This is a genomic window from Dolichospermum sp. LEGE 00246, assembly GCF_015207865.1.
Classification (GTDB): domain Bacteria; phylum Cyanobacteriota; class Cyanobacteriia; order Cyanobacteriales; family Nostocaceae; genus Dolichospermum; species Dolichospermum heterosporum.
In genome coordinates this window covers 1-6,263 of record NZ_JADEWA010000323.1, presented here as the reverse complement: position 1 = coordinate 6,263, position 6,263 = coordinate 1, and the positions used below count along the sequence as shown (strand labels likewise).

Genomic DNA, 6,263 nt, shown 5'->3' with positions numbered 1-6,263 from the left:
TTGTATAAGAGACACCCCCTCAGCAGACCCAAAACGATAACCTCTACCATAAACAGTATGAATCATTGGTGTTTCATCCACTCCTTCTACCTTGCGACGCAACAGACGAATTAAAGCCGCAATCACATTACTATTAGGTTGCTCCTCATTTTGCCATAAATGCTGCAAAATTTGACCATGAGTCAGTAATTGTCCCGAATTTTCCATGAAGTATTGTAACAACTGACTTTCTTTTTGAGACAGTTCTATCATTCTTCCGTGACGATAAGCTATTTGATTTTCTATATCAAGTTCTAAATCTGCTACAACTAACTTTCCTTTTGTACTACTATAAGATTCTGTACCAGTACGACGTAACAAAGCCCGGACTCTTGCCAGTAATTCCCGTAATTCAAAAGGTTTGACTAAATAATCATCAGCACCTGCATCCAAACCTTGAACTCTGTCATCTAAAGTATCTTTTGCCGTTAGAAATAGCACAGGAGTTATTTTCCCTTGCCGACGTAATTCCTGACAAATCTCTAACCCCGTTTTTCCCGGTAACATCCAGTCTAAAATCAGTAAATCATAACTGCCTATTGCCGCTAAATTACTGCCACTTATTCCATCATCAGTAGCATCAACACTGTAACCTTCACGGGTTAACAGACGACTTAAAGGGTCAGTTAGTTCGACTTCATCATCAACTAATAAAATTTTCATATGTTAGTAGTGAGTAATATAGATATATTCTCAATATAGTGAACTGCAAACACATCAAGAATACCAAAAAAAAGAATGTTAACTGTTGCCATACCAAAAGGGGAACTACTTAAACCTAGTCTCCGCATATTACAATCTGTAGGATTAGATTTTAGTGCTTTTTTAGAATCAGGCAACCGCCAATTGCAAATTCCTGATGCCAGTGGACAAGCAAAAGCGTTGTTAGTCCGAGCGCAAGATGTACCTGTTTATGTAGAATATGGTCAGGCACAATTGGGAATTGTCGGCTACGATGTCCTGAGAGAAAAACAGCCTCAAGTTGCCCAATTAGTGGATTTAAAATTTGGATATTGTCGGATGTCTGTGGCTGTAAAAGCTACCAGTTCCTACAAATCTCCTTTAGATTTACCTGCTCATGGTCGAGTTGCTTCTAAATATGTAAATTGTGCGCGAGAATATTTCCAAGGTTTGGATTTACCAATAGAAATTGTCCCCTTATACGGTTCTGTGGAATTAGGTCCAATTACCGGAATGTCGGAAGCAATTGTTGATATAGTTTCCACAGGAAAGACTTTAAAGGAAAATGGTTTAATTGAAATTGCGACTTTGTATGAAAGTACAGCCCGGTTAATTGTCCACCCTTTAAGTTATCGGTTGAATACAGGTAATTTAGATCAATTAATTGAACAAATGCGATTAGGACTTCTCACAGCAGTTTAATTTAGTTTCTCAGATCCCCGACTTCTTGGATAAGTCGGGGATCTTAAATTTAGGATTTTTTGACGTTATTGACAGCACTAAGTTGATCTAAAATTGCGAGAACCTCTTGTTCAAATGCAACTTGAGCGCGGTTAGTTTTTCCGCCAATATACAAAGTTTCGCCCTTTTGTAAAGCCCAAATTTGAGAATGGGAGAAATAACTCATAACTACACCTAACATCAACAAACCAAAACCTGTATAAACAATAGGAATACCAGGATCAAATTTGATTTGTAAACCCGTGCTACCCATGATATCAAGAATTTGTAAATTTACCCCATTTACAGGGATAGACATTCCTGCACGCACAGTATTAATTAATTTACCTTGGGCATCATAAATTAATACCATACCTTGCAAATCCTTGGCTAATAGGGAAACACCTTCACTTAAATCAGGTTTAGTCGGAATCCAAGTTCCCCAAATTCTCCCTCTACCTTTGGTGTCTAACTGTACCATTGGTAATTGAAAAATTGGACTTTTATTTAATCTCACCCGAATATTAGAAATTCCCCAATCTGTTTGATAGAAAACGACACCATGATAACGGAGAGGTTTGTTAACATAAATTTTCTCATGGTTAACTTCTTGACCATCATTATTCAACACAGACATATCTGAATAAAATTGGTCAATCCCCCCCGTTGGTGTGTAATCAATCCAAAAGCGATTGACACGCACAGACCAATCTTTTAACACATCTTTAGATGACCAAGCACCAGCATCAACAATATTTTTTACCTGGAATGTATCACCGCTAGTAATCATTTCTTGAGCCATGAATCCCGTCATTGCTCCCCAAATTCCTCCCAGCAAAATAGCAACAATACCGATGTGAACAATGATCGGACCAATGCGCCCAACTATACCTTTACGGGCATAGAGAATATCATCTTTTTTTTGATTTGTTCCTTGAAATATTCGATAACTTTTTTGCTGCAAAATTGACGGAATTGATGACAAACAAACACCCTCCAATTCAGCGCTCAAAGCTAACTTTGTAAAGTTACGAGGTTCTTCGTAATATTTCCACTTCTGAGCAGCTTTGAGGGCTGGTAATTGCCGAGTAAAGGTACAAGCTGTTAAACTAGTTCCAAATAAAACTAATAAACTCAAAAACCACCAAGTTCTATATACATGATCTAATCCAACTACTTGAATAACTTTCCAAGAAAGAAAACCAAATAAAGCAGGATGTTCTGGATAATTAGATTGGTAAAAATCAGGCAATTGTCCCTGTTCAATTACTGTACCACTAACACTAAATAAGGCAATAACCAGTAATAGGATAATTGCCAACCGTAAATCAGTTAATACAGGTAAAATTTGCCGACGGATAAACCTGCCAGGGATTAACCACCAACTTAATTCTGTGGATGTTGTCTGATCTGAAGTCATTGCTTAGAAACTACCAATAGGAATGCGAGAAAGTAAAGAAAAAACACCAAAGCCGACTAATAACCCACCACTAACAGGATTGATCCAACCAGACCAACGGCGCAATTCTAATAAGTTTTTAATTGCAGCAGTAAATGTACCTGCTAGAATTAATGGAGTCACATATCCGGCTGTGTAAGAAAGTAGTAAAACAGCACCTAAAACTAAATCTTGAGTATTAGCAACCCAACCTAATAAACTAGCTAAAACTGGTGTGCTACAAGGGGAAGCGACTAACCCAAATGTTAAACCAATCAAGTATGAACGGACTCCGGCAGGTAAATCTTGAGAAATCCAATTTGTTTCATTCAAAGAAGGAAATTGTATGGGTAATGCTTCTAATAAGTTTAGTCCCATAATAATAGCGATAATGCTGACAATAATTGGTAAACCAATTCCTATCTGTCCATAGACTTTACCAACTAAACCTGCAAGGATTCCCATACCTGCTAATGTAGTTGCTAATCCCAACGCGAACCAAGTTGATTGGGCTGCTGCTTGCAAACGACTTTTAGCCTCATAACCACCAATATAGCCAATGGTAATGGGCAGCATAGATAGCATACAAGGCGTGAGGCTGGTCAGCAAGCCAGCCAGAAAAATAATGCCAATGCTGACGAAACTCAAGTGGGTGAGTTGGTTCGCAACAAGGGTGTTGGCAAATTGTTCAAGTTCATAAATGCGTGTTTCCAGAGTTTCTAGCATGGGTATATTTACGTGATAAATGCTTACTCTGCTTGAATTTTAACGTATTTTAGGTGATGAAGTCATAAAAGCAAGTATCATACTGCAAATTATACTTCCGGATTTTTGTGAAAAATTAAGGAATTTATAGTAAAGATTACCCGAAATTGGATTAATTGTCCTGACAGTTGCCTTAATGGCACATTATCATCAAATACACATTTAAAATCAAAAAGACTCATTCAGAAGGAATCTACCACCATGACTCGCAAAGCCAACAAAGTCTTACAACAATCTGGAGTTATTCCCTATCGAATTATAGATGGAAAAGTTGAAGTTTTATTGATTACCACTCGTAGCCGTCAAGGTTGGGTAATTCCTAAAGGGGGACTTTGTAAAGGTATGAGTCCCCATGATTCAGCAGCTAAGGAGGCATGGGAAGAAGCAGGAGTTGTTGGTAGAGTCACAACTGAAGAGTTAGGTAATTATAAATATCGAAAACGCGGGAATACCTATCAAGTAAATTTATTTTTACTACCTGTAGAAATAATTTTAGAAGATTGGCCAGAAGCTACCGCCAGAGAAAGAAAATGGTTAGAGGTGAATCAAGCCGCCGAATTAGTCAAGGAAACTTCACTCAAAAAAATTATTCAAAATTCATGGATATAGACACCTATCCAGAATATCCAGATCCCCGACTTCTTAAAGAAGTCGGGGATCTTATTTTAAATCATCTCAAAAGCTAAATTATGACTTTTAAGAAAATTATGAGTAAAATGATCTACTACATTTGTATTACTCAATTCTAAATTATAAAAATCTACAAACTCATGATCAAAATATGGTCCTGCGTGCCAAGTTCCTACACTTAATTTAATAAAACAATTTCCCGGAATCCGAAAAGCCGCAAGTTTTGATAATAGAGGTTCATTCGTCTCATTATCAGGTGGACAAACTGCCATTAACCAATCTTTACCCTCCAAAGAACCTAAACATTGAGTACATTTGATATGACGAGTAATTTGGTGAAATTTCCGTCCTTTTTTTTGCAATCGCATAATATAAAAACGGGGAATACCATTTTGTAAATTTAACTGTGCATCTTCTTGATCAAAATTTTTCCCATCTTTACTTGCGTATATTACCTGTCCATAAGGTTGAAAATTTTCTGGTGTAATTAATTGAGATGGCAGTTCTTGTATTGTTGATAATGCACTCATAACTTTTTTACTTGATAGTTTAGCTACAATCTAACAACGCCTGTTTAAATTCTGCTGCTGTTTGAAAATAAATTTGCGGTTTTTCCTGCAAAGCTAAATCTATCACCTTTGCTAACTTTTGGGGAATACCATGATGACGCTGAAGAATAGGAACAGGGCTATTTTGTAAAACTGATAACCAAGGATCACCTGTAAAATTACGGGGGAAATATCCCGTTAGCATATTATATAAACAAGCTGCTGTTGCCCAGATATCAATTTCCGGTAATTCGTCTTTAAAATTTAGCACCTGTTGACGCGGCATAAATGCAGGTGTTCCCATCTTTGTGCCGGTTAAAGTTTGTCCACTTAACCCAGCTAAGTCAAATGCTTTGGATAAACCGTAATCGCCTATTTTTACAACTATTTTATCGTTAATTTTACTGATGAAAATATTATTGGGTTTTAAATTTTGATGAACTAAACCCTTATCTTTTGTCATTATTCCATCAACTGATTTAATATAGGGAATTTCGACTTCATGGGCATATATTAAACCATCAAGAACTTGTAAGGTTATATCTACGGCAATATCAACAGGTAAGCGCCATCCTGATCTTTGCATGAAGTCCCAAACATTACCTCCTGGAAAATATTCCATTGTGAAAAAGAAAGTATTTTCTACAAAGCCATAATCTAACAATTGCACAATATTAGGATGTTGTAAAATCTTGATGTTTTCTGTTTCTCTCAAAAACATTTCTATCCCATTTTTTTGATTCGCAACCGCAGGTAACATAATCTTAAGAGCGATGGATTTCTTGGTTTGAATATCCTTGGCTGCAAATACTTCTGCAAAGTCACCTTTACCTAATGATTTGGTTAAACTATAGCCAGAGATACTTTGCAGACTAGCATGACCACTTTGAGATAAATTTATGAGTTTTTCAGCAACGGTTAAAAAATTCCGTTGTTCGTTTTCTTCTGGGACAGGTAAATCTGGTATTTGGTTTAATTGATCTTCTACTTGTACGCTAATTTTAAAAAGAATATCACCCAACTTAATTTCATCACCGTCCTGTAAATTGTATTCGGGAAAACTTAATTTTACAGCTTCTTGGGCTGGTTGTTGCCTTTGTCTTTGTCCAATTTTTTTACCGTTTACAAAAGTACCATTTAAACTTCCTAAATCTCGCACACGAATATCTGGGGGGTTAATATCAAGTAAACAGTGATAGCGGGAAATAGTCATATCAACCTTGTCAGCTATTTGCAAGTTACAATCATCGTTTCTGCCAACAATACAAGTGCTGCGAGATTCAAAAACATATTGTTTTCTAGAAAGTTTACCCTGTGTGATGGTAAGTGTAATTTTAGATGGCATTTTTAATAATTAATAATTCAAACTTGAACTAGTAGTCTGTCAATCCAAAAATGACGGGTAAAGGCAAGCAGGGGGAGAAGAGGGGCAGGGGGAGTAG

7 protein-coding genes are annotated in these 6,263 nt (G+C 36.7%); 2 read left to right on the top strand and 5 right to left on the bottom strand.

All coding sequences use genetic code 11. The features are described from left to right. On the bottom strand, positions 1-702 hold a 702-nt coding region (gene rppA, locus IQ228_RS18565), incomplete at its 3' end, for a two-component system response regulator RppA (protein ID WP_193963883.1). A 75-nt stretch (positions 703-777) separates the two neighbouring features. Here rppA and hisG point away from each other — a divergent pair. Next, positions 778-1,422, top strand: a complete 645-nt coding sequence (gene hisG, locus IQ228_RS18560; RefSeq protein WP_027403360.1) for an ATP phosphoribosyltransferase — start codon at positions 778-780, stop codon at positions 1,420-1,422. A gap of 49 nt (positions 1,423-1,471) precedes the next feature. Here hisG and IQ228_RS18555 read toward each other — a convergent pair whose 3' ends face one another. Together IQ228_RS18555 and IQ228_RS18550 are read right to left on the bottom strand one after the other, a co-directional pair. Continuing rightward, positions 1,472-2,860 carry a cytochrome c biogenesis protein gene (locus IQ228_RS18555; protein WP_027403359.1) on the bottom strand — a complete coding sequence of 463 codons (1,389 nt, stop codon included), beginning with the start codon at positions 2,858-2,860 and terminating at the stop codon, positions 1,472-1,474. A gap of 3 nt (positions 2,861-2,863) precedes the next feature. Next, positions 2,864-3,604, bottom strand: coding sequence for a cytochrome c biogenesis protein CcdA (locus IQ228_RS18550; protein WP_027403358.1), 741 nt, complete (start codon positions 3,602-3,604; stop codon positions 2,864-2,866). Between the two features lie 240 nt (positions 3,605-3,844). Here IQ228_RS18550 and IQ228_RS18545 point away from each other — a divergent pair, with 240 nt between their 5' ends. Further along, complete coding sequence (locus tag IQ228_RS18545) at positions 3,845-4,252, top strand: NUDIX hydrolase (protein WP_027403357.1); 408 nt, start codon at positions 3,845-3,847, stop codon at positions 4,250-4,252. 56 nt (positions 4,253-4,308) lie between these two features. On the opposite strand, the gene IQ228_RS18540 is transcribed toward IQ228_RS18545, so the two are convergent. Further along, complete coding sequence (locus IQ228_RS18540) at positions 4,309-4,803, bottom strand: ureidoglycolate lyase (protein ID WP_027403356.1); 495 nt, start codon at positions 4,801-4,803, stop codon at positions 4,309-4,311. A gap of 19 nt (positions 4,804-4,822) precedes the next feature. Further along, entirely contained in the window at positions 4,823-6,166 is a 1,344-nt protein-coding gene (locus tag IQ228_RS18535) for a protein kinase (RefSeq protein WP_190381970.1), read from the bottom strand. Positions 6,167-6,263: the final 97 nt, after the last annotated feature.